Genomic DNA, 23,618 nt, shown 5'->3' with positions numbered 1-23,618 from the left:
GAAAGCCTCTTCCTGTTAAAATGACTTAGCTTCGGCGCGGCTCTTCATGGCCGTTCACGCCCATTCTCAAGGCCCCTCCCCCGACGAAGCGCGCGGCATCTGGACGAGGGGACGGATTTCAACGAGGTCGCGGGGATCGGCCCCGCCAAGCCGCGCCAGCACCATGTCGGCGACCCGTTCGCCCACTTCGCGGAGTGGCAGCTCCATGGTGGTCAGGGCCGGATCGGTAAGGGTGGCGGCCTGGATGTTGTCGTGGCCGGTGATGGCGATATCGGTGCCGACCTTGAGGCCGAATTCGCCGGCGGCGCGCATGGCCCCGATCGCCATGCGGTCGGTCGCGCAGACCAGGGCGGTCGGGCGCTCGGCCCTTGCCAGAAACGCCTTGGCCAACGCGTAGCCGCCGTCCTCGGTAGGCGTTCCTTCGGCGATGAGATCGTCGGCCAGCCCCGCTTCAGTGAGCGCCCTACGCCAGCCCGACGTTCGAAAGACCGTAAACATCAGGTCGCCAGGCGCCGAAAGAAGCGCGATGCGACGGTGGCCGCGGGCGATCAGGCGCGCGGTCACGTCCCTGAACCCGCTCTCGCCATCGCCATCGATGAAAGCGTAGGGCGTGGCGACATCGGTGCGGCCGTGGCAGACGAAGGGCACGCCTTTGCTCTGCAAAAAGATGACCCGCTCGTCGACGCGCCGCGTACGCACCACGATCAAGGCGTCGGCGCGCCGGCCTTCGACGAGGCGCCGGTAGACGGCCATTTCGTCCGGCCCCGGGCGCGCGGCAAGCAGGACGAGATCGTAATGCTGGGCGGCCAACCGCTCGCCAACTGCCGCCAGTAATTCGACAAAGACGGGCTCGTAAAAGCGCCCCGGTTCGCTCGGCATGACCAGGGCGACCGTTTCACCGGAACCCTTGCGCAGGCGCCGTGCCGCCGAGTTGGGATGGTAGCCCGCTTCCGCCGCGGCCTTGAGCACGCGCTCGCGAGTCGCTGGCGAAACATCGGGATAACCGTCGAGCGCCCGGGACACGGTCGTGATCGACAAGCCAAGCGATGACGCGAAGCGGCGGAGCGAGGACATAGCCTCCATCCAAAACGTTTTGGATATAAAAAAGTAGCGTTTGTCCCTGTTTATGTCAATTGCGAAAGAGTTGCGGGTGGCTAGGCTTTGACGCAGCCAAAATCCGCGTTTCTTTTCTCGCAGAACGCGTTGACCGCCCCCATGAGGGGCGCATCCGGGCCCAGGGTGCCGCGCATTACGGGAACCGTCAGGTGGCCCTGCAACGCGCTTCCGAAAAGATCGAAAGCGCCGCCGAGCCCCCCGGCGACGAGGACGGCGTCCGCGCCGAAGGCCCGGACGTAGCCGCCGAGAAAGCGGCCGACGTCGTTTCCGAAGGCTTCGAAGACCGCCTCGGCGCGATGATCGCCCCGGCGCGCGTCACCCGCCGCCGCTTCGGGCCGGCGGCTGGCGGCTCCGGCCTGGACCAGGCGACGCTCGACCCCCCGGATGGAGAAACAGTCGTCGGCCATCGCCCCTTCGAACGGCTCGTCGAACAGCCAGCCTCCGTTCGCCGGCACGCCAGGCCCCTCGGTCTGGCGGCGGCCGTTCACGAAGAAGCCCGATCCGATGCCGGTTCCCAGGGTTACGCCGATAACGCGGGGATACCCGTGCGCCGCGCCGTACCTGATTTCGCCTGCGATCGCCGCTTCGGCGTCGTTGATGAACACGAAGGCGGATGGCGCGAAGCCGGTGCGTCGCGACAACTCGTGACCGATGGAGAGGCCGTAAATCGTCTCGAACTTCTGCACGCCGGCTATCCGGCAAATGCCGGTGTCGTATTCGAAGGGGCCGGGAAAAGCCAAGGCGACGCCGGCCACCGTGCCGGCCGGCGCCGATTCCGCATGGCCACGTATGCAGCGGGCGAAAGCGGAGAGGATGTCCCCGGCAGGGGCCCGGCTGTCGATCAGGGCGCGCGATCGGTCGGCAATCTTCATGCCGTCCGGTTGCACGAGGCCGCTCTTGACCGACGTGCCGCCGACGTCCAGGGCAATAACGAACGCCTCAGGTGCGTCCGTAGATGTCGTCCCGGCGCTCGATGTCATCTTCCCGCAGATCTTTGCCGTACTGAATTTCGATGATGCTCAACGGCGCGCTGCCCGGATTTTCCAGCCGGTGCCACGTGCGTACGGGAATGAAGACGCTGCCGTTCTCCTCGACCGACCGCACCTCGTCGCCCAAGGTGACCTTGGCGGTCCCCTCCACCACCACCCAGTGCTCGTGGCGGCCCTGGTGGCGCTGCAGCGAGAGCTGCTGGCCCGGCAGGACGACGATCCGTTTGACGACATGGGCGCGGCCGAGATCCAGCACCTCCCACGTTCCCCATGGGCGCGTGTCGTGTTCGCCCCTGTTGTAGGCGTTGACGCCGGCCGGGTCGGGCATGCTCACCTCCCTGTCATTTCAGCATCGAGGCATGGATGTCCGCGAGGTACAGGGCATAGGCATTGTCCATATGGCGTTGCATGGCGGCTGCCGCCCGTTCGGCGTCGCGGCGCAGCACGGCGTCGAAGATCTCTTTATGGTCCTCACAGGAGCGCCGGTTACGGTCCTCGACGTCGACGATCTCCGGGCGCTGCATGATCAGCCATTCGACGAATGCGTCGTGCATGGCCATGATAATGGGATTGCCGGCCGTTTCCGCAAGCGCCCGATGGAAAGCGACATCCGAATCGAGGAACGCCCGTTCCTGCCCGACGGCCCGCTGATTGTGCTCCAGGCAATAGCCGAGGCGGGCGATCTGGGCGTTTGTCGCGTGGTTGGCGGCATAGCGGGCCAGGCTGACCTCGATGAAGGAACGCACCTGCTCGAAATGGGCGATGCCCTCGGGCTGTCCCAGGATGAACCGCGCCGCGCCGCTCAATTCGCGCAGGATCTTGCCGACCGTCGGCTGGGCGACGCGGGGCCGCTGGCGCGGGGAAAGCTCGGCCAGTCCGGCGCGCTGCAAGGCGACCAGAGCTTCGCGGATCGACGGGCGGCCAACGCCGAATTCCTCGCACAACTCACGCTCGGAGGGAAAAAAGGACCCGACCGGATACTGTCCCGACCGCACCCGCTCCGCGAGTTGATCGACGACGTCGGTCGAAAGCCGTTTGGGGCTGCTCAGCAGTTCGTTCATGCGGCCTTGTACCATGGGGCGCCGAATCGTGACAATCTGGATGACCAAACGGCTGTTTTGGCTCGCTCAGTTCAGGAAGGCGTCAAGCACGCCGGAATCGATGAAGCGGTCCAGCTTGTCGACCGCGGCCGGGGCCCCCAGGGTCAGCGGAAGCCGGGACGGCCCGCAATCCACACCCCGCCGCGACAGCACGTGCTTGGTCGCCGGCAGCAGGTTGGCGTCGAGCAGGTGCACCACCAGATCGCGCGACAGGGCCTGGAGACGCCGCGCCTCGTCCAGGTTTCTGGCCTCGATGCACTGGTGGATCTTGCGATACAGCCCGCCGACCAGATTGTAGGTCGAGCCGATGCCGCCATCGGCGCCGAACAGGGCGCCGCCGGCATAGATCTCGTCCTTGCCGAAAAGCAGCGCGCGGTCAGGGAAGGCGCGGCGCAGGCGGCTGAACAGATAGAGGTCCTCCGAGGTGAACTTGATGCCGGCAACGCCTTCCATCGACAGCAACGCCGACGTCTCGTCGAAGCTGAAGGCCCGTCTCTCCCGCGATGGGAAGTGATAGACGAAAAGCGGAAGCCCGGAGGCCTGGAGGACGGCCTTGTAATAATCGAGGACGGCATCGAAGCCCCCGGCGTGGGATTCGTCGGGCGGCAAAGCCGAAACGGCGTCGTACTCCGCCTCGCGCGCCGCTTTCGCCAGAATTTCCGCCCCTCTCAGGCTCGGCGTCCCGACGTGGGCAATGAGGCGGGTGCGTTTGGGCTCGGCGCATTCGGCCACCACCCTCAACTGGGTGATCCGTTCCGAAATTTGCATCAGGGCCTGCTCGGCCGTGGTGCCGCCCACATAAAGCCCGTCGATATCCTGGCGGAGCACGTAGGCGCAGATGGCGCGCTGTCGCCCCTCGTCGAAGGCGCCGTCGTCGGCAAAGCCCGAAAGGATCGCTGCGTAGAAACCGGAAAAGCCGTGCGTGGACATAAACCTCACCCGATGGAAACCTGTCTGGCCGCGTATGGTTTACCAAACTTTATATTTTGGCAAGCCATATAGCAATTATTGACAGCCAAAATTGTCGAATGGTACGCTCTCGATGTCGATACGGATCAATTCCGGCCAGAACTGGCTACGGTCCGATGCCCGTCACTGACGAGTCGGCCCGGTAAGAACAGTCAAACCAGGAGGTTGCACGCCATGACCACAGCGAAAGGATTCGTTGCCGGCCTTATCGGGTTGGCGGCCATTCTGACGGCGGCGCCGTCGATGGCCAAGGACTACAAGTTCGCCATCCAGGATTCGCCCACCAGCATCATCTACAAAGGCGTCGAAGCGATGAAGGCGGAGGTCCAAAAGATTTCCGGCGGCGAGGTGACGTACGCGATCTTCCCCTCCGAACAACTGGGCGGCCTGCAGGCGATCATCGATCAGGTCCGCGAAGGGGAAATCGACTTCACCGCCGTCGGCTATCCGGACATGAGCTATCTCATCCCCGAGTTGAAGCTTATCGGCGAACCCTACGTCGTGAAGGACTACGACCACCTGCTGCGCATCATCAAGGGCCCCTACGGGCAGAAGATGAACACCGAGTTCAACAAGAAGGGCGTGCGCGTGCTCGACATCTGGTACGGCGGAACCCGCCAGACCTCGTCGAACAAGCCGATCAAGGCCATCGCCGACATGAAGGGCCTCAAGCTGCGGACGCCGAACGTCGACTTCCTCATCGATTTTGCGACGGCCGCCGGAGCGAAAGCGGTTCCGGTGGCCTTCCAGGAAGTCTACCTTGCGCTGAAGACCAACCAGGTCGACGCCGAGGAGAACCCGCTTCCCACGATCGACACCATGAAATTCTACGAGGTCCAAAGCCACATCGCGCTGACCAACCACTTCGTGGCCAGCAAGGCGATCGTGGTTTCGGAAAAAAGCTGGCTGGGGATGAACGACAAGCAACGCACGGCGATCGTCCAGGCCGCCGCGAGCGCGCGCAAGGTCAACAACGACATGATGTTCAAGCAGGAAGCCGAACTGCTGGACAGTTTTCAGAAGCGCGGCATCACGGTGACGAAGCCGGATACGGCGCCGTTCCGCGACGCCATGCGTCCCTTCTACCAGAAGCTGGAAGACAAATTCGGCGCCGGCACCATCGACGCCCTCATCAAGCAGTAGGTCTTTCGTGAACGCCGGGGCGATACTCCCGCTCCGGCGTTCGTTTTACGCGCGATGAGGCCGGTGCCCCGATGGATGAAGCCCCGATCAAGAAAACGTCTCCTGAAGGATGGACGGCCGCCGGGCTGCTGCTGGGGGTCTTCCTCGTCATCCTCCTACAGATCCTCAGCCGTTATCTGCCGTTACCGGCTCCCGTTTGGACGGAAGAACTGTCGCGCTGGCTGTGGGTATGGCTGGTTTTCGTCGGCATCGCCGAAGTCGAACGAACCGATGCCCACCTCAAGATGGATCTCCTCGCCCCCCTGCTCCCTCCCCGGTTCCGGACGCTGATCTTCCTGGCGATCGACCTTTTGTCGCTTGTCGTCTTCGTCGAGCTCATCCGCATCGGGTACAAGGGCGCCGTGCGGAGCATGGACGCCACCTCGGTCACCCTGCCGGTGACCATGGTCTTCTTTTACGCGGCCTATCCCGTTGCCGGCGTCTTCATCGTCCTGCGCGTCATGCAGCGGATCGTCCGCCGCCTGCGAGGCCTGGGCGGCCAATCGGGGACGGGAAATCGATGATCATCCTGATCCTCGCCTCCGCATGGCTCGGCCTCGTCCTCGTCGGGGTGCCGATCGGCATCGCGATGATCGTCGTTTCCGTCGGGTACTTCCACATCGTCGGCGCCGGGCTCAGTTTCGCCGTCAGGCTGATGTCGGACGGCCTCAACAGCTTTCCGCTGCTCGCGGTGCCGCTGTTCATCCTGACGGCGACGCTGCTCAACTCGTCGGGCATCTCGCGTCGCTTGTTCGACTTCGCCAAGACCCTTGTCGGGCACGTTCCCGGCGGGCTCGGCCACGTCAATATCCTGGCCAGCCTGTTCTTCTCCGGCATGTCCGGTTCCGCCATGGCCGATGCGGGGGGGCTCGGCAAGATGGAAATCAAGGCGATGCGCGACGCCGGCTACGACGACAAGTTCTCGGGCGCGGTGACGGCGGCCTCCTCCATGATCGGCCCGCTGGTCCCTCCCAGCATCCCGATGGTTCTCTATGGCGTCATCGCCAACACCTCGATCGGTGACCTGTTCCTCGGCGGCGTCGTTCCCGGCTTTCTGACGGCCGGCGCCTTGATGGTCATGGTCTATGTCTATTCCCTGCGCCGCAACTACCCGGTCGCGAAGCGGGCCACCCTCCGCCAGATCATGCGCGCTTTCTGGGAATCGATCTGGGCCCTGCTGACGCCGGCCGTCATCATCGGCGGCATCTTCAGCGGCTATTTCTCGCCGACCGAGGCCGCAGGTATCACCGTGCTATACGCCATCCTTCTGAATCTTTTCGTCTACCACGAGCTGTCACTGAAGAAGTTCCTGGCCGATGTCTATGAAACGGCCGTGACGTCGGCCTCGGTCGGAACCATCATCGCCGGAGTCGGCCTGTTCGGTTACATCCTGGCGCGCGAGCAGGCCCCCCAGCAGATCGCCGAATTCTTCCTCGGCCTCACCAGCGATCCGCTTGTCTTCCTGTTCATCGTCAACGCCCTGATGTTCGTGCTGGGCGCATTCATCGAATCGCTCGCGATCCTTCTCATCCTGGTGCCGATGGTGGCGCCGGTGGCCATCACGCTCGGGGTCGATCCGGTTCATTTCGGGGTCGTCATCGTCCTCAACCTGATGATCAGCATCCTTACGCCGCCGATGGGCATGTCGCTCTTCATGGTCGCCAAAGTCGGCAACATCCCGATGCAGGACCTCGCCCGCGCGATCCTGCCGTGGCTTATCCCGCCGGTGGTGGTGCTGATCCTGATCACGGTGTTCCCGGACCTCGTGACGTTCCTGCCGGGATTGTTCCACTAGCCGCGCGTCTCCTGGACTCCCTCCCCATGCCGTCCGGCACCGACACGCCCCACGCTGGGGTTACGGTGCCGAACCGTGCGCGACCTCGAAACGCCCATAGGCGTCTTCGAGCGCCCATTGCAGGCGCGCCTTTTCGCTGCCACCGAGAAAGGCGGCGCAGGCGGGGGAAGGCACTGGCGTTCCCGGCCGGTCGTCTCTGCACGCCTCGACACGCCGGGCGCGGACCGGATCGGACCACAGGCTTGCTCCCTTGAGGAAAGCGTAGGTCAGGCTGTTGCGCGACAACTGCTTCACGTCGTCGTAGGTAAGATCGTAGGTGAGGACCGCGCGGCCATATTCATGCGTCAGGTCGATCCTGGACACCCCCTCGTCGTCGGTCGAGAGCGCCAGCGGCACGCCGAAGGCGCGATAGGTGGCAAACGGGTGCGCGTCGCCCGCGACGCCGAGGATGACATCGTTGCTGGTCAGGTTGATCTCGACCATGACTTGCTTGCGCGCCATCTCGGCAAGCAGGGTTTCGGGGGCATCCTCGTGCATGATGTCGATGCCGTGACCGATGCGCGCCGCGCCGGCGACGCGCACCGCCTCGGCGATGTGAAAGCGCAGTTCCTTGGGCGGCACCAGGCCCAGCGTCAGTTCGCCGGCATGCAGCGTGACTTGCACCTCCGGGAACCGCTTCCGCAAGGCCGCGATCATGCGCATGTGCAGGCTGTAGTCGTCCAGGCTGACGCGATCGTCTTCCGGCGCCACCAGGTTCAGGCCGACGACGCGCGGGTCTTGCGAGGCGAGCAGGAAGCCCAAGGCGATCTGGGCGAACACCTGCTCCTTCGGAAACACCCGGATGACCTGGGCGATGAACCGCGCCTCGACGCCGCAGCCCGCATCGGGCGCCGCGCCGGAGCAAGCCATCAGGGTGCGCGAGCGGGCCTCCATCGCCGCGAAGTCGGCCCTGGCGTCGGCGGCGACGCGATCAAGGCCGGCCGCAGCAAGGCGCTCGTACATGCGGGTGAAATCCTCGTCCCAGCCGACCTTGCGGCCCAGTTGGGCGGCCGGCCACATGCCGGAGGAATCCATCAGTTCGAGATAGAGAATGTTCTGTTGGCCGGCGCGAGAGCGCACCTCGGCCAGCATGTCGCCCTTGCGGCCCTGGTCGGCGGCGTCGAAGCGGTCGAAGGTGGCGAAGAACTGATCGTGGCCTGAAACCGGGCGGATGGCGTAGTTGCGCACGGAAAAAGCGTCGATCAGTGCGTTGTAGGCCTCAGACTTGGCGACGGCGTCCTTGACTGGCAGCCGGCCGGCGGCCGGGTCGCACGGCGGCGGCGTGATCGTCTGCGTCGCCACCGTAAGGCACAGCCCGTCCTCGATGGCCCAGGCGATGAAGCTTTCGGCATAGACGGCGCCGCTCATGTGGTTGTGCAGGTCGCCGCCCTTGGGCATGGCGCGCAGGAAGGCAGAGAGCTGCGGCGGCGAGGATTTCAGCGCCTCGAAGCGGGCAGCGACGGGACCGTCCACGGCGGGGCGGGCGACACAGCCCGCGACCATGAAAACCGCGGCTAGCGGCAACAGACTCAGACGATGCAGACGCATGGCTTCCTCTCCCCTCGTGGCCGCTCCTGCGGCCCCTTTACACGAACAGCGGCAGCGGCTTCTGGGTTTCCACGTCGAACAGCGGGTACTTGTCGGTGATCCGCACTTCCGGAATGACGGCCAGCGCAATGCCGGTCATGGCGACGATCGGCGTCGCCGTCTCGGGGCGGATTCCCCGCTCCAGGGCCGCCGCGTTGAACGCCTCGATCTGACGGCCCACCGCCTCGCACGGCTCGAACGACATCAGCCCGGCCAGCGGCAGCGGCACCTCGACGATCACGGCGCCGTCCTCCACCAGCACGAAGCCGCCGCCGGTCCGGCGCAGCGCCGCCACGGCGGCGGCCATGTCGGCTCCCGAGCGGCCGGCAACCAGCAGGTTGTGGCAGTCGTGGGCCACCGTGTGGGCGATGGCGCCGCGTTCAAGCCCCAGGCCCAGCATCGGCACCGCCGTCGGCCGCCCGCCCTGGCCGTGGCGCGGCACCACCGAGAGCATGCAGGCACCCTCGGGCAGGCTCTCCGGGGTGATCCCCGCGTCCGCCGCCTCGACTGTGACCTGGGCCAGCGTGGTCAGGCGGGTCGGCAGCAGATGAATGGCGTTCATCGTCGCCCGGCCCTTGGGTGCGGCGATGGCGAAGTCTGCCGCCGCCACCGTCCCGGTGCGTACCGAGTTGGCGAAGTTCTGGGGCTTCAGCGGGTCAGCGATCGCCTCTTTCAGCCGGCCGTCGGCGACGATGTGGTGGCCACCGACGAAGACGTCGGAGGTCCTGACCTCGTCGAGCGAGGACAGCAACTGGAAATCGGCGATGAAGCCCGGCGCGATGGCGCCGAAGTCCCTGAGCCCATAATGCTGCGGGCCGATGTAGCAGGCCCAGCGGATGGCGCGGGCCGCCGGCACGCCATAGGCCATGACGCCGCGCACGACCCGGTCCATGTGGCCGTTGACCAGCAGATCCGCCGGCTCGACGTCGTCGGTGCACAGCGCGACGTCGACGTGTTCGGCCTTGAGCAGTTCGGGCATGAGGCGCGGCAGATGGTTGCCATGCGATCCCAGCTTGACGAGGGGCAGCAGGCCGAGGCGCAGCTTTTCGAGAATTTCGGGGCCCAGCCGGCATTCGTGGTCGTTGTCGATGCCGGCGGCGATGTAGGCGTTGAGTTCCCGCCCCATGAGGCGCGGGGCATGCCCCTGGATGTTGACGCCGCGCGCAAGCGCCGCATCGACGATGCCGCGCATGCGCAGATCGTTGCCGATGACCCCGATGTAGTCCATGACCTCGGCCAGCGAGATGACGCGCGGCCAGGTCAGCATCTCGGCGATTTCCTCGGGGCCAAAGAAGGCGCCGGCCGTCTCGTGGCCGAGCACCGAGGGCACGCAGGACGGCACCGCGACGTAGACGCGCAGCGGCAGGCCCTCGCTTCCCTCGATCATGGCGCGCACGCCGGCCAGCCCCATGACGTTGCCGATCTCGTGGGGGTCGATCACCGCCGTCGTCGTCCCGAAGGGCAGCACGCCGGCGGCGTAGTTGGCGGGCGTCACCATGGCGCTTTCGATGTGAAGGTGGGAATCGAAGTAGCCGGGGCAGGCCCACTTGCCGGTGCCGTCGATTTCCGCCTTGGCCGCAAGGTCATGGGCGCCGGCGGCAGCGACGATAGCGATCCGTTCGCCATAGACACCGATGTCGGCCGGATAGATCTCGCAGGTCAGCACGTTGACCAGCCTGACGTTACGCACGACGAGGTCGAGCGGCCGCCTTCCGCTGGCCGCTTCGACGAGGGCCAGGCGGTCGGCCGGAAGGCGCTTGAATACCTCTGTCATCGCATTCTCCATCAACGGTCCGTGAAGATCTTGAGGCCGACCGTCACGCACAAAGTTTTGTCCGCCGCGCTCCCTAGTCGCGCGCTCAGGTGAAATTGGGCATCGCGAACTCTTCCAGGAAGATGCCGAAAGTGATGACCAACATCAAAATGTCCGTGTCGAACGTCGTGTCGATCCTGGCGTTTCCCTGGGAGTACTGGTTTCGCAGTCGATTGACGGCCCCGGCGTCGAAATAGTTCTGGCGCTCGATGCGCGCCGGCGAGAGAAGGTCTTCGACCCATTCGACTTTTTGCGCCAGCAGATAGGGCGATCCCGGCGCCACGAAGCTGAATTTTTCGCGCTCGGCGAGCGCCGGCGGCAAATGGCGTTTCGCCACCTCGCGCAGGATCCATTTTTCGCGCGCCCCACGCACCAGCAGGTCGGGCGGAATGGTGCGGGTGAACTCGACCACGTCGAGGTCGAGAAAGGGATACCGCGCCTCGATCGAATTGGCGTAGGAAACCCGATCCCCATGATCGGCCAGCAGATGGTCGGCCAGCCTGAGCTTGCAATCCACATAGGAACGCTGGTGCAGGGGATGGCGCCCCTTGAGGCGCCGATGGTCCACCGCCGGCCCGGCCGTGCAGTCGAACTCCGCCAGGCGCGCCCCGACATCGGCGGAATAGAACCCGGCCTTGAGGTCGCGGAATTGGCGGTACTCGCGCTCATAAAAAAAGGCGGGGTCACCCCAAAGGGCGCCGCGCAATTCCGCCTCCAGCAGTTCCTCCAGGGTCTCCTCGCGGGGCTCCCGGCCACCCAGCGCGTCCAGGCGATAGCCGACATAGCCGGCGAAAAGTTCGTCCGCCCCCTCCCCGGTCAGCACGACCTTGTGCCCGCTTTCGCGCACCTGGGCCGAGAGGGCAAGGGAACAGGTATCGTACGATTCCTTCAGCGGCGCCTCGGCAGCAACAACCACCCGGCGCAGATGCTTGAGGATTGCCTCGGGCGGGAAGGCGATCTCGTGGTGGCGGCTGCCCAGGTGGCCGGCCATCAGCCGCTGCGCGCCGCTTTCGTCGATCTCGGCCTGGGGAAAGGTGATGGAAAAGGAATGGAACGAGCGCTCGGGCGCAAGCCTGTGCGCCAGCGCCCCGATAAGGCTGGAATCCAGGCCCCCGCTGAGGTAGAGCCCGACCGGCACGTCAGCCTCCAGGCGTCGGCGCACCGCCTGCAGGAGCAACTCTTCCAGGCGATCGACGTAGAACTCGGGCTCCCGCCCTTGCGAACCCGGCGCCTGCTCGGGATAGACGAGGTCCCAATAGGCGCGGGGTTGCGGCGACGGACCGCCCAGTTCCAGCGTATGGCCCGGCGGCAGGGCGTGGATGCCCGCAAACAGGGTGGCGGGACTGACCAGGCCGGGAAAGGTCAGGATCTGGTCGAGCCCGGCCAGGTTGACCCGCCGTTCCACCCGCGGATGGGCCAGCAGCGCCTTGATTTCCGAGGCAAACAGGACCTCGCCGCCGACCTCGGTATAGAAAAGCGGCGCGATGCCCATATGGTCGCGCCCCAGCAGCAAACGATGGCGGTGCCGGTCATAAAGGGCAAAGGCGAACTGCCCGTTGAGCCGGGCGATGAAGTCGGGCCCATACTCCTCGTAAAGATGAACCAGGACTTCGACGTCGCAGCGGGTACGCAGCGAATGGCCCCGCCGCTCCAGATCCTGTCGGAGTTCCCGGTGATTGTAGATTTCACCGTTGCAGATCGAGACGACCTGCCCGTCCTCGCTGAAATGGGGCTGATTGCCGGTCGCCAGATCGATGATGGACAGCCGCCTGAAGCCGAGCGCGATTCCTCCGCCGGCGTACGATCCCTCGTCATCCGGCCCGCGATGACAGAGCGTTTCCGTCATCGCGGCAAGCGGCCCGGGAGCGATTTCCCGCTGCCGGTCAGGACTGAAGATGCCGACGATGCCGCACATGGTTCGGGTTCCTACGGAGCGACCGGGGCGCACGCCTAGTCCCTATTTCGCCGTCTTGAAGCTCCACAGGGGACCGCTGACCACCGGCGTCGCCTGATCGGGAGCCAGGGTGTCGACCTTCCAGTAAAGGGTCTGGCCGCGGCCGGCCGTGAGGCGCGCCTTGGTGTCGGTGACGGCGGCCATCTGGACACCCTCGTGGGCAAGACCGGTGGCTGCATCCACCTTGCCGGCATCGGCGCCCCAGAAGACGGTGTAGCTGCTGCCGTAGACGCGCCCGGCCTGCCAGGAGACATCGACCGTCCCGTCGCCGCCCACTTTGACGCCGGTGGCGCCGGCCTTGGGGCGGGGCGTCGTCGCCGCCGAGGCGACCAGCGGCATGATGCCGTCGAGCATGGCGACTTCCCATCCCTGATCCCAGGTGTTGGTGGCCAGGACGAAAAACGTGTCGGCATCGAAGAAGTAGTAGAGCAGGGTCTTGTAGCCGGGGAAGGCGCCGCCGTGTCCACGCGCCGTGCCATAGGCCCGATGGGGCTGCATCAGGCCGCCGACCCCGTATTCCGACACCTCCCAGCCGATATGAAGGTCGGAGGAAACGAACGTGTACCATTTCTCCTTGGTGCCCTGGTTGAGGAGGGTGTTCGACTTGAACACCGCGTCGCCCAGCTTCAGCAGGTCCCACGGGGTCGAAACCACCCCCCCCGCCGTCCAGGCATAGCTGGGGTTGACGGCCGTCACGTCGCACCAGTCGTTGTAGACTTGGTGGGGATAGGGAATGGGGCCCCATTTGGTATAGCCGTGGATGTGCGGCAGCGTCTTGTTGTCCGTCGCCAGATAGGTATCCGGCAGGCCGGCGCGGTCCATCACGTAACGCTGCATGACCTGCTCGGCCTTCAGGCCGCTGACCTTCTCGGCGATCATGCCCAGCAGCGTGTAGTTGGAATTCGAATAGTACCAGAAGGGATAGGGCGCCGGCGCCGGGCTCGGCGGCTGGCCCTGGAAGACCGACACCCAATAGGGATTGGGGTAGGTTTGCTTGGGGACGAAGTCCGGCGGCAGGGGCTTTTCGCCGCCGGCCGTGCTCAGGACCTTGACCAGATCCTCGGGATCGAAATGCCGATCGGGCGTCACCTGCGGCGAAAAGCCGATGGCGGGCGCGCCAAGGTAGTTGGCGATGCCGGACTTCATCTGCAGCAGGTCGCCGACGGTGACGTCCCCAATGTGGGGAATACCCGCGACCAGCGCGTTGTCGCCCAGATGCTTGAGCACCGGATCGGTCAATCTAAGCCGCCCCTCCTGCTCCAGTTGCAGGACGGTGAGGGCGAGGAAGAGCTTGCTGACGCTGCCGACCCGGAATTGCATGTCCGGCGAGATCTTGGCCTTGGATGCCAGGTCCGCCACCCCTGCGGTTCCCACCCGCACCCCCCACGCCGGCGACTTCACGATGACGACGGCGCCCGGCACCCTGCCCTCGCCCACCAGGCCGTCGAGAATCTTCTGCCAGCTCGCGGGGAAGGGGCGATAGGACTGGGCGTTGACGGAAGGCTTGGTCAACGGTGCGGCCGGCGGTGGCGGCGCGGCGCAGACGGCGGGCGGAAATCCCTCCGGCGCCGGGCTTGCCGCATCATCGGCAGCAAGGGCATCGCCCGCCCAGACAGTTCCCAGGCAGGTCCCGATCACGATGGGCAGGCTCAGCAGGAACGCCGACTTTCTCGATATAAGCATTTCTCCCCCCACTCCCCTCGATCCGGCGGCGATACGGCCCGACACCTGAACCAAGCCGTTACCAATACCTCAATTCCCCGAAACTTGCTCTAGCCGTCGTCCGCTGCCCGGAACGCTTCGACGAGGGCATCAAGAACCCTTTTCACCGTGGCGCGGCCGTGGATGGACGGGGCATAGCGCAGAGCCACGTGCAGGCATCCCTTGCTCACGCCGGCTTCCAACTCCAGCAGGCGGCGGCGTTCCATGGCGCCGGTCGTGGCACTGGGCAGGCGCTCGCTAAAACGGAAATCCCCATCGAGGTCGGGTTCCATCCGGCCCACGTAGTTGAGGCTGATTTCATCCTCCGGGGCCTCGATGGGCCTTGGGGCCAGCCAGCGCAACACCCCCCAGCCGAGGCCCTTCGAGGGCACGCCGGCCAGCCGAGCCGCGATCGCGGCAACCGCCGCCGGTCCGCCGCCGGGACAGTCGAGCAGGAACGGATGGTCGGCGGTGAACCAGCCGACGGTGCGGCTGGGATCGACGCCGGGGAAAGGCGAATGGCGGCCATGGGTCGCGAGCAGAACCCGGCCCCGCTCGCGCCCGTCCCAGCCATGCAGGGCCACCGCCAGCGCCGCCAGAAGGCCGGCGACGATGCGGGCGTCCGACAGGCCAGCGGCCCTCTCCCCAAGGTCGGCGGCAACGGTGTCGGTCTCGGCATAGCCGTGGGGTCGCACCGGATGGTCGGTGGGGAGAGGCGGAATGGGCACTGCCGCCACGTCGTTCCAATACGGCCGCTCGGCTTCCAGCGCCGGACTTAGGCTCCATTCGGCGAGGCGTTCCGCCCACCTGGCATAGGAGGTGGTCTTCGAAGGCAGGCTCATCGCGTTGTCCGCATCGGTCTGCCGGAGCGCCAGGAACAAGTCTTCGAGGATAAATCCCCAGGAGACGGCGTCGACCACCAGGTGATGGGCCAGCAGGAACAGGCAATCGCCTTCCGGCAGGCGATAGCGGGTGGCCTTGAAGAGCGGCCCGGCGGCCAGATCGAAGCCCGTTTGCAGCGACAGCGCATCGATTTCCAGCGCCGCCCACGGGTCCCCGGCCTGCCGCAGATCGATGTCGCGCAGAGGTGGCGCCGGTTCCGGCGGCACGATCGTCGCCACCCATTGCCCATCGCCCTTTGAAAAACGGAGGCGCAGCGCATCGTGATGGCGCCACACCGCCGCCACGGCCGCTGCCACCGCCGCCGTCGCCAACGGCCTACCCGCCTCCAGGAGAACCAAGTGGTTCAACTGCGAAAGGCCCTGGGTGTGGGTCCGCAGGAACCAATGCTGAATGGGCGTGAGAGGCAGGCTTGCGCCGGCGGACTCGGCCTCGGCGGCCCCGCCTACGTCCTCCTTGGTCGAGTCGGCGAGCGCGGCCATCGCCGCCACCGTGTCGGCCGCCAGTACCGCCGGCAGGTCGAGCACCAGACCGCCGCGCCGTAGCCGGGCCAGCAACTGAATGGCCTGCAATGAACCGCCGCCCGACGCGGCGAAGGAAGCCCGCCGTCCATAGGGACCGCGGCCCAGGACCTGGGCGAAGGTCTCGGCGACGACCGCTTCGATCGCCGTCAGGGGAGTGTCGTCCGCCGATGCCGGCGCCGCCGGGTCCGGCAGCGCCCGCCGGTCGACCTTGCCGGCCACGGTGCGCGGCAACGCATCCAGCATCACGATGGCCGCAGGCACCATCCAGGCCGGCAGGGACTTGGCCAAGTGGCGGCGTAACGCCTCCGGCTCGACCGGCCGGCGCAGGACCACATAGGCCACCAGGCGCCTGGGCTCGCCGCGCACCAGAACGGCGGCCTGCGCCACGTCGGCATGGGCGCGCAGCAGGCTTTCGATTTCTCCCGGCTCGATGCGATGGCCGTCGAGCTTTACCTGCTCGTCCCGCCGCCCGAGATAGAGGAGCGTGCCGTCTTCCTGCCAGCGCCCGGCATCGCCGGTGCGGTAGTGGCGGCGCCCGCCGATGTCGACGAAGCGTTCCGCCGTCAGTTCCGGCCGGCCGAGGTAGTGGCGCGCCAGTCCCGGTCCCGCCAGGCAGATCTCGCCCAGCGCGCCGACGGGCACGGCGCGGCCCCAGCGGTCGAGGACGGCCATTCGGGTATTGGCGACCGGCCGCCCGATGGGAATGCCCTCGGCATAGGGAGCCTCGGCCGCCACCTCGTGCCAGCTGGCGCAGACCGAGGCTTCGGTCGGGCCGTAGGCGTTGAAATAGCGCAGGCGGCGGGCATAGTGGCGGGCGTCGCGCCCGTCGGGCGGCTCGCCGGCGGTGATGAGGACGCGCAGGCTTCCCAGGTCGGCGCCGTCCAGGGCCCGCAGATACGACGGCGGCAGGGTCGCTACCGTCACCTTTTCAGCCGCCATCAGCGCCAGCAGCCGGGTGCCGTCGCGAACTGCCGCCTCGGGAGCGATGATAAGCCGCGCCCCGGCCAGCAGGGCCATGAAGATTTCCGACAGCGAAGCGTCAAACGAGCAGGAGGCGAACTGAAGCACGGCGTCGTTGGGACAGACGCCAAAACCGGCGATCTGGGCCTGGATCATGTTGACGAAGCCGGAATGGGCCAGGGCCACGCCCTTGGGCCGGCCGGTCGAGCCCGAGGTGTAGATGACATAAGCAAGCGACGTCCCGGAAACCGCAATGCGTTCCCCCTGCTCCGGTCCCTCGGCGGGCTCCCCAGCCAGCGGGCGGGCCAGGCCGGGCGCCAGGGCGGAGAGGTGCCCGGCGCCCATGGGGTCGGCCAGCACCTTGCGGCAGCCGGTATCCTCGAGGATGAAGCGCAGGCGGTCGTCGGGGAAGGCGGCGCTGAGGGGAAGATAGACGCCGCCAGCCTCCAGGATGCCGAGCAGAGCGGCGATGCGGCCATACCCCCTCTCGGCCAGCACGCCGACGATCTCCTCGGCCTGCAATCCTTCCTGGCGCAGGCGCCGGGCCACGCCTTCAGCCAGGCGATCCAAGGCCCGATAATCGAGCCTTTCGCCGCCCGCCACCACGGCCACCCGGTCGGGCGTCCGTGCCACCTGCCGATGCCAGAGATCGGCGAGGCTCGCCTCTTCCGGCCAAGCCGTGCGGGGTCCCTCGGCGAAACCCTCGACCCGCGTCCGCTCGGCTTCGGCAAGCATGTCCAGGCTTTGCAGGGACCGCGACGGATCGGCCAGCACCTGCCCGATCAGACGGCGCAGATGGGATTCGACTTGGCCCATGCGCCCGGCGGTGAAGACCGTCTGGTCGTAGGGCAGCGAGATGGTGCACGCGGAGCCCATGTGCACCATCAAGCCGAAATCGTAGTTGGCCTGCTCCTCGCTCTCGGTGCCGGTCACCACGAAGCCGGTCTCGGCATCCCCCGCCTCGGCCTCGGGATAATTCTCGAACACCAGCAGATGGTCGAGCAATCCCGGGCGCAACTCCGACCGGGCCTGGATATCGGCCAGGGCCACATGGTCGTGGGCCAGCGCGGCGATGGCCTGTTGCTGCACATCCTGAAGCAGCGCGGCGAAGCTCTGTTCCTTTTCAAAGCGCACCCGCACCGGCAGGGTGTTGATGAACAGTCCCACCAGCTCTTCGACCCCGGCGGTCGCGACCGAGCGTCCGGACACCACGGTGCCGAACACCACGTCCTGGCGATCCGTCCAGCCGCCAAGCACCAGCCCCCAAAGGGCCTGAAACAGCGTTCCCGCCGTCACCCCCTGACTTTTGGCGAGCGCGGCAAGGGCGTCCGCCTGCCCCGGCTCCAGTTGAAAACTGTGCCAGGCGGACCGGGCGGCGGGGGACGACGCCGGCCGGCTACGGTCGCGGGGCAGCGTCGCCGGCTCGTCATAGCCGGCCAGCAATGCCGCCCAATAGTCCAGGCTGGCGGCGGGATCGCGGCGAGCCAGGGCGGCGAGATATTCCCCCGGATGGGGCGGCGGCGGCAGGTCGAGGATGCGGCCCTGGCGCGCCGCGGCGTAGAGTCGGGCGAATTCCCCCAGCAGGATGGACCCCGACCAGCCATCCAGCAGGATATGCGGATGGCTCCACACCATCTCGAAGCGATCGTCCGCCAGCCGGAAAAGCTGCACGCGCATCAGGCGCTCGCGCCTGAGATGGAATCCGCGCTTGGCATCGGCCTCCCGCCAAGCCAGGACCCGGGCCGTCGCATCCGGGCCGGCGACGTCCAGATAGCCGAACTCGACGTCCTGATGCTTCAGGACGATCTGGATCGGCTGCGCCGCCGTCTCGTAATCGAAGACCGAACGCAGCAGGCAATGGCGCGCCATCAGGCGGTTCCAGGTCGCCTCGCAGAGGGTGGGGTCTATCTTGCCGCTGAGCCGGAAACACATCTGCCGGAAATAGGGCGACGCCCCGGGAGAGGACAGTTCGTGAAACAGCATCCCCTGCTGCACCGGCCGCAGGGGGTAGATCGCCTCGACGTTCTCCCGCGAAAGCTTGGGAACGCCTTTATTCACCGTCCAGCAACTCCCCGATCTCGTCTTCGCTGAGGGCCACGTGGGTCGTCAGCCCGCTGTCGGCGGCAACCCGGGGCGCGGCGTCCTTGGTCCCCCTCAGGCGCGCCGCCAGGGCGGCGACGGTCGGCACCTCAAGGAAGCCGCGCATGTCGATCTCATAGCCGGCCTGCCGCAGGCGCCCCACCACCTGGATCGCCTTGATGGAATCTCCCCCGGATTCGAAGAAGCGGTCGTGGCGCCCGAACTCGCGGTGCCGAAGCACCTCCCGCCAGATCCCGGCGACCAGCACCTCCTCGGCGCTTTCGCGGTGGGCCTCCTCCGACTCGGCCCTCACCGGATTGGGCAGGGCGGCATAGTCGATCTTGCCGTTGGGCAGCAGGGGCAGGCTGTCCAATCGCACCCAGAAGGCGGGGAACATGTACTCGGGCAGGCGCGGCGCCAGAATGCTGCGCAATTCCTCCCACGACGCCGGCCCGTCGAGCACGACATAAGCCGCCAGGTCGGGGCCGTGCTGGCTGACCACGGCGCTGACGATCTTCGGATGGCCCAGGAGCGCGCGCTCGATCTCGGCCAGTTCCACGCGATGGCCGCGCACCTTCACCTGCTTGTCGCGGCGTCCCAGGTAAAGGATGTTCCCCTCGGGCGTAACCTGCCCAACATCCCCCGTGCGATAGAGCTTCCGGCCGGGCTGGAAGGGATGAGGCACGAAAGCGGCAGCGGTCAGTTCCGGGCGGTTGTGATAGCCCCGGGCGAGACCGATGCCCCCGACGTGGATCTCTCCCGGCACCCCGACGGGCGCCAGGTTCCCTTCCCGGTCGAGAACCAGCACCTCGGCATTGGCGATCGCCCGCCCGATGGGAATCGGCCGGTCGCGATCCTTCCCGGGGTCCACCCGGTACCAGGTCGCACAGACGGTGACCTCGGTCGGCCCATAGGCGTTGATGAACGCCAGCCTGCCGGCCAGCCGCAATGCCTGGTCCGCGTTCGGTGGCTCGCCCGCGCTGATCAGGATTTCCAGTCCCGCCAGATCGTCGTCCTCCAGACAGCCGAGATAGGTCGGCGGCAAGGTTGCCACATTGACCCGCTGATGGCGCAGATATTGGCTGAAGGCCCGCGTGTCGCGAATGGTGTCCGGCCCGGCGATGACCAGCGTCGCTCCGTTGAGCAGGGCCATGATCAGTTCCGAGATCGACGCGTCGAACGACGACGGCGCGAATTGCAGCACCCGGTGGCGGGGTTCGATTCCCAACTCATGGCGCTGGGCCAGGGCGAAGCTCACCGCCCCGCGATGCTCCAACAAGACGCCCTTGGGCAGCCCGGTGGAGCCTGAGGTATAGATCATGTAGGCGAGGTCGGATGGATCGAGTGCCGGCAGGCCGGTGGCGCGGCCCCGCTTGCTGCCCAGGCTTGCGATATCGAAGCTCCGGCAGGCGTGCCCCGCCGGCAACGCCCCGTCGGCGCCCTGCACGATCACCAGCCTGGCCCCCGAATCCTCCAGCATGTGGCGCAGGCGCTCCTGCGGATAGGTGGGATCGAGCGGCAGGTAGACCCCTCCCGCCTTGAGGATGCCCAGGATGGCGACGAGCCAAACCTCGGATCGGGCCAGCAGCACCCCGACGATGTCGCCCTTTTTCACACCATGCTGCTTGTTCAGGCCCCGGGCCAGGGCGTTGGCCCGGCCGTCCAGTTCGCCATAGGTCAGGCTGGTCTCTTCGTAAACGACCGCGACCTTTTTCGGGTGGGCCCGGGCAAACGCCGCGAAAACGCCGGGGATGGTGGCCTCGGCCGGCAGATCAAGGGCGATCGCCGTCTCCGTCCCCGTCAGCAGCCGCCGCTCGTCGGCACCGAGGTAATCGATGGCGGCCAGCGGTGCCGTTGGGGCGGCGACCACGGCCTGCAACAGGGTTTGCATGTGGCCGGCCAGCCTCAGGACACGGGCCCGCTCGAACAGGTCGGTGGAATATTCGAGGTTGAGGCGAAGCTCCTCGTCGGTCTCGACGAATTCGAAGGACAGTGGGAACTTGGCGACGTCCGGTTCTTCGCCCAAGGGGCGTACGGTGACGTCGTCCAGCGTAAAGCGGCGCTGGCCGGCGTCCTGGAACACCACCATGACGTCGAACAGCGGCGGCCGGCGGCTGTCGCGCGGCAGGTTCAACTCGTCGACCAGCCGGTCGAACGGATAGCGCCTATGATCCAGGGCCGCAGCCAGGCCATCCCACATCCGGGACACGAGGCCGGCGAACGTGTCGTCCTTTTCGAGGCGCAGCCGCAGGGCCAGGGTATTGACATAGAAGCCCACCTGGCTTTCCAGTTCGGGGTCGTCCCGATTGGTCACCGGGGTGCCGACGACGAGGTCGGACTGGCCGCTGTAACGGTGCAACAACACCATCACCAGGCTCAACAGCCCCGCGAACAGCGTGCCGCCGGCCGCCTGGGCGAACTGGCGCAGCCCGTCGATGGCCCCGGCCGGCAGAACCACGCTGACCCGCCCACCCTGGAAGGTGGGAAGATTGGGCCACGGCCGGTCAAAGGGCAGTTCCAGGCGCTCGGGCAGATCGGCCAGGGACTTGTGCCACCAAGCCTTCGCCTTCAGCGCGGCCGGGCTTTGCAGGTCCGTTGCCTCCCACAGGGCGTAATCCTTGTAGTGCAGGCGCAGCGGCGGCAGGTCGTCGCCGCGCATCAGCCGCAACATCTCGCCGATCATGACGCTGACCGACCAAGCGTCGCTGACGATGTGGTGCACGTTCACCAAAAGGACATGGCGTTCCGCGCCCAGGCGCAGGAGCGCCACCTTGAACAGCGGCGCCCGGCCGAGGTCGAAGCGATGGGAGGCATGCTGGACAGCCAGCCGTGCCGCCGCCGCCAAGGGATCGGCTTCCGCGGACAGGTCCTGGCGCTCCACCTCGAAGGCCGGATCGTCGAGGATCTTCTGGCGCGGTCCGCCACCGATTTCGACGAAGGCGGTGCGCAAGGACTCGTGGCGTTTGACCAGCCCTTCAAGGGCCGCCACCAACGCCTCCGGCTCCAGCTTGCCGTCCAGCAGGTAGGCGCCGGGCAGGCTGTAGGCCGCGGGATGCCCGCCCATCTGGGCCATCACCCACAGGCGGCGCTGCGCATGCGAGAGCGGATAGTCGGTGGCCTTGGGGGCCAACGGAATGCGTCCCTCCTTCGCCGGCGCCGGCTCCGGCCGCAAGGCGGAGGCGATGCCGCGCACCGTCGGCGCCTTGAAGAAGGCGGCCAGCGTCAGGTCGCGCTCGAAGGCCTGGTTCACCCGCGAGATGACGCGCATGGCGCGCAGGGAATCGCCGCCGATGGCAAAGAACGGTGCCGTCACCCCGACCCGCTTGAGACCCAGCACCTCGGCCCAGATCGCCGCCACCTTTTCCTCGACGGCGTCGACCGGCGCCTCGTAGCGGATGCGGTCCTCGATCAGTTCCTCGGGCTTGGGCAGGTTGCGGCGGTCGACCTTGCCGTTGAGGTTGAGCGGGAAGGCCTCCAGGCGCACGAAGAACTGGGGGATCATTCCCTGGGGCAGTTCGAGAGTCAGGCGCTCGCGCAGCTCGGCCGCATCGAGGGGCCGCTTTTCGGTGTAATAGCAGGCGATGGCGTTGTCGCCGTCGGCGCGCTTGTGCACCACGGCCACCACTTGATCGATTTCGGGGTTGCAGCGGGCGGCGCTTTCGATTTCGGCCAGTTCGATGCGAATGCCGTTAACCTTGACCTGGCCGTCCAGGCGGCCGCAGAACTCGATCGTTCCGTCGGTCCGCACCCGCCCCAGATCGCCGGTGCGATAGAGCACGCCGTCCCCCCCCGTCACGGTCGAAGCCGGCAGAAAGGCCTGGCGCGTCGCCGCCTCGTCGCGGAAATAGCCCAACGGCGTGAAGGGCGGCAGAACATAGAGTTCCCCCAGGACCCCCGTTGCGGCCGGGCGCCCGTCCTTGACCACCAGCACCTGGGTCCCGTCGATGGGCCGGCCGATGGGCAGCATCCGTCCGGGCTCGACCGGCCCGTCGCCGATCGCCATGCAGCATTTCGCCAGCGTCGTCTCCGACGGCCCATAGAGATTGCGCAACGCCACGGCCGGCCCGAGGACCTGGCGCGCCCGGGCGACGTCGCTGCCCCACAGGCTTTCGCCGGCAAACAGCAGATGGGCCAGGCGGGGCAAGGCGTGACGGGCCTGATCGAGTTCCTTCAGCACCAGCCGGAAGAACGAGGGCACCACGTGGACGACTTCGACCCCGGCATCCGCCAGCCACGCCGCCAGGCGCGGGATGTCGCGGCGCGCCGCGTGATCGGGCACGCACACGGTGCCGCCGGCGGCCAAGGGCAGGAAGATGTCCCGCAGGCTGACGTCGAAGGTGGTGAGCGCGAGGTTGCTCACCCGCGCGCCCGGCCGCACCTTCAGTTCGGCCAGCTCCCAGAGGATGAAATGGTGCAGGGCCTCGTGGCTGGACAAGATAGCCTTCGGCTCGCCCGTCGAGCCCGAGGTGAACATCACGTACATGGCATCGCCGGGCTGCGGCCGCAGTTCGAGGCTCTGTCCCTCCACCTTGCCCGCGCGATGGTCGAGCGTCCCCTCCGGCCCCCAGACGACCAGGTGTCCACTCACCGATCCCAGCGTTTCCTTCAGGGCCCGATCCGTGACGACGACCCGCGGTTCCACCCGCGCCAGCATCTTGTCCCGCCGCCGTTCGGGCTGGTCGACATCGATGGGCACGAAGATGCCGCCCGCCTTCTGCACCGCCAGGATGCTGGCCACGTAGTCGATGCCGTTGCGCAGGAACAGCGCCACGGGCACGGAGGGGCCGACGCCCAAGGCCTTGAGCACCCGCGCCAAGCCGTTGGCCCGTTCGTCCAGGGCGGCATAGGTCAACGCCTGCCCATCGGCCTCGATGGCCAGTCGGGACGGACCCAAAGCCACCTGGCGGTCG

Annotated in this window: 14 protein-coding genes (1 of these 14 cut by a window edge); 3 read left to right on the top strand and 11 right to left on the bottom strand. The window is 66.9% G+C overall.

Annotated elements, in window-relative coordinates:
• Positions 1–66: 66 nt before the first annotated feature.
• From ODR01_RS06965 to ODR01_RS06945, 5 genes are all read right to left on the bottom strand, one after another.
• Positions 67–1,074, bottom strand: a complete 1,008-nt coding sequence (locus tag ODR01_RS06965; protein WP_316976905.1) for a substrate-binding domain-containing protein — start codon at positions 1,072–1,074, stop codon at positions 67–69.
• A gap of 80 nt (positions 1,075–1,154) precedes the next feature.
• The gene (locus ODR01_RS06960) at positions 1,155–2,096 is read right to left on the bottom strand and encodes an ROK family protein (RefSeq protein ID WP_316976904.1); all 942 of its coding nucleotides are present in this window, start codon (positions 2,094–2,096) and stop codon (positions 1,155–1,157) included.
• Positions 2,056–2,433 carry a phosphomannose isomerase type II C-terminal cupin domain gene (locus ODR01_RS06955; RefSeq protein WP_316976903.1) on the bottom strand — a complete coding sequence of 126 codons (378 nt, stop codon included), beginning with the start codon at positions 2,431–2,433 and terminating at the stop codon, positions 2,056–2,058. The genes ODR01_RS06960 and ODR01_RS06955 overlap by 41 nt, the downstream gene beginning before the upstream one ends.
• 13 nt (positions 2,434–2,446) lie before the next feature.
• Positions 2,447–3,166, bottom strand: a complete 720-nt coding sequence (gene nanR, locus ODR01_RS06950; protein WP_316976902.1) for a transcriptional regulator NanR — start codon at positions 3,164–3,166, stop codon at positions 2,447–2,449.
• 66 nt (positions 3,167–3,232) lie between these two features.
• Positions 3,233–4,135 carry a dihydrodipicolinate synthase family protein gene (locus ODR01_RS06945; protein ID WP_316976901.1) on the bottom strand — a complete coding sequence of 301 codons (903 nt, stop codon included), beginning with the start codon at positions 4,133–4,135 and terminating at the stop codon, positions 3,233–3,235.
• 213 nt (positions 4,136–4,348) lie between these two features.
• Between ODR01_RS06945 and ODR01_RS06940 the strand changes: the two genes are divergently transcribed.
• The 3 genes from ODR01_RS06940 to ODR01_RS06930 all read left to right on the top strand — a co-directional run bounded on the left by ODR01_RS06940 (position 4,349) and on the right by ODR01_RS06930 (position 7,151).
• On the top strand, positions 4,349–5,317 hold the full coding sequence (locus ODR01_RS06940) for a DctP family TRAP transporter solute-binding subunit (RefSeq protein WP_316976900.1): 969 nt from the start codon (positions 4,349–4,351) through the stop codon (positions 5,315–5,317).
• Between the two features lie 71 nt (positions 5,318–5,388).
• On the top strand, positions 5,389–5,880 hold the full coding sequence (locus tag ODR01_RS06935) for a TRAP transporter small permease (RefSeq protein WP_316976899.1): 492 nt from the start codon (positions 5,389–5,391) through the stop codon (positions 5,878–5,880).
• Entirely contained in the window at positions 5,877–7,151 is a 1,275-nt protein-coding gene (locus tag ODR01_RS06930) for a TRAP transporter large permease (RefSeq protein ID WP_316976898.1), read from the top strand. Before ODR01_RS06935 ends, ODR01_RS06930 begins: the two co-directional genes overlap by 4 nt.
• Positions 7,152–7,211: 60 nt before the next feature.
• Here ODR01_RS06930 and ODR01_RS06925 read toward each other — a convergent pair whose 3' ends face one another.
• The 6 genes from ODR01_RS06925 to ODR01_RS06900 all read right to left on the bottom strand — a co-directional run.
• On the bottom strand, positions 7,212–8,738 hold the full coding sequence (locus tag ODR01_RS06925) for an adenosine deaminase family protein (protein ID WP_316976897.1): 1,527 nt from the start codon (positions 8,736–8,738) through the stop codon (positions 7,212–7,214).
• Positions 8,739–8,775: 37 nt separating this feature from the next.
• Positions 8,776–10,551 (bottom strand): adenine deaminase, encoded by a 1,776-nt coding sequence (locus tag ODR01_RS06920; RefSeq protein WP_316976896.1) that lies wholly within the window; start codon positions 10,549–10,551, stop codon positions 8,776–8,778.
• Positions 10,552–10,636: 85 nt separating this feature from the next.
• Entirely contained in the window at positions 10,637–12,505 is a 1,869-nt protein-coding gene (gene asnB, locus ODR01_RS06915) for an asparagine synthase (glutamine-hydrolyzing) (RefSeq protein ID WP_316976895.1), read from the bottom strand.
• 42 nt (positions 12,506–12,547) lie between these two features.
• Complete coding sequence (locus ODR01_RS06910; RefSeq protein WP_316976894.1) at positions 12,548–14,227, bottom strand: serine hydrolase domain-containing protein; 1,680 nt, start codon at positions 14,225–14,227, stop codon at positions 12,548–12,550.
• 89 nt (positions 14,228–14,316) lie between these two features.
• The gene (locus tag ODR01_RS06905) at positions 14,317–18,687 is read right to left on the bottom strand and encodes an amino acid adenylation domain-containing protein (protein WP_316976893.1); all 4,371 of its coding nucleotides are present in this window, start codon (positions 18,685–18,687) and stop codon (positions 14,317–14,319) included.
• A protein-coding gene (locus ODR01_RS06900; protein ID WP_316976892.1) for a non-ribosomal peptide synthetase crosses the window boundary here: on the bottom strand, positions 18,680–23,618 show its 3' portion. It continues 10,187 nt past the right edge of the window; only the last 4,939 of its 15,126 coding nucleotides appear in the window; the start codon falls outside the window, past its right edge — the gene reads right to left on this strand; its stop codon occupies positions 18,680–18,682. The genes ODR01_RS06905 and ODR01_RS06900 overlap by 8 nt, the downstream gene beginning before the upstream one ends.

This window comes from Shumkonia mesophila (assembly GCF_026163695.1).
Lineage (GTDB): Bacteria > Pseudomonadota > Alphaproteobacteria > Rhodospirillales > Shumkoniaceae > Shumkonia > Shumkonia mesophila.
The sequence above is the reverse complement of the archived record's forward strand: the minus strand, read 5'-3'. Positions and strand labels throughout refer to the sequence as shown.